1 protein-coding gene is annotated in these 784 nt (G+C 59.2%); it reads right to left on the bottom strand.

Translation table 11 applies throughout. The annotated features are described in order from the left end of the window. Positions 1 to 3: 3 nt before the first annotated feature. Positions 4 to 591 (bottom strand): lysostaphin resistance A-like protein, encoded by a 588-nt coding sequence (locus tag NW820_RS13035; protein WP_414407727.1) that lies wholly within the window; start codon positions 589 to 591, stop codon positions 4 to 6. Positions 592 to 784 lie beyond the last annotated feature (193 nt).

Genomic DNA, 784 nt, shown 5'->3' with positions numbered 1-784 from the left:
CCTTCAGGGCTCCGCTTGAGAGAAAAAGCATTTCCAGGCACAAACCCCAATCCAGTTGACAAGGGTGTGGGCGACAATGGTGACCAACAGGTTTCCCGACAGCCACAAGCCAATCCCCATGAGGATACCAACCCCGCTGGCCCAGACGGCATAGGGCCAGCCCTGCCATCCCAGCCAATGCAAGGCGCCAAACAAGAGGCCGCTCAGCAGGATCCCGCCTGTCCACCCTAAGGGGCTGGCCACCAGAGCTGACAGCAGCACACCGCGAAACAGCCATTCCTCGCTCCAGCCCGGCAGCAGGCCCACCCAAAAGACATCTCCCCACCGCAAGGGATCCGCCACCCAGTGTAAATAGGCAGTGGCTGCCCGACGATAAGCCGGCCAGAACCGGTAAACCCCCCCGCTGAGCAGAGCCACCCCTAGCCCCAGCCCCGTTCCCCACGCCAAGGCCAGGGGATCCCAGCGAAACGGCACGGGAAAGGAGGATCCCAGCCAGATCCAGAGACCCACAATGAGAGCCGAAAACAGGGTGGTGATGCCCATTCCATTCAAGATCTGTTCGCGTGTGCAGGGCTGAATCTGGGAAGTCATGGAGGGGATCCCTAGGCTTCGAACTCCGGAGGGTTAACAGCAGCTGCTGTTTTTATCATCGTTTATCTCAGCGGTCCTAGCAGGTTGACAGCAGCTACAGAGCGTCCCTCAAAACTGCCTCAGCTTGTAAGCCAGCATGGATATGAGCCTTGAGTGTGACCAAAGGGACTCAATCGCCCCCTTGCTCTGTCTT

Origin of the sequence: Synechococcus sp. R55.7 (assembly GCF_047461955.1) — a bacterium.
Taxonomy (GTDB): Bacteria; Cyanobacteriota; Cyanobacteriia; order Thermostichales; family Thermostichaceae; genus Thermostichus.
Note: the sequence above shows the minus strand (reverse complement) of the source record. Positions and strands in the feature narration are given on the sequence as shown.

What these genes read in the sequence shown, in the direction of transcription:
- NW820_RS13035 (WP_414407727.1), bottom strand. Translation starts at nt 591, where the DNA reads ATGACTTCCCAGATTCAGCCCTGCACACGCGAACAGATCTTGAATGGA.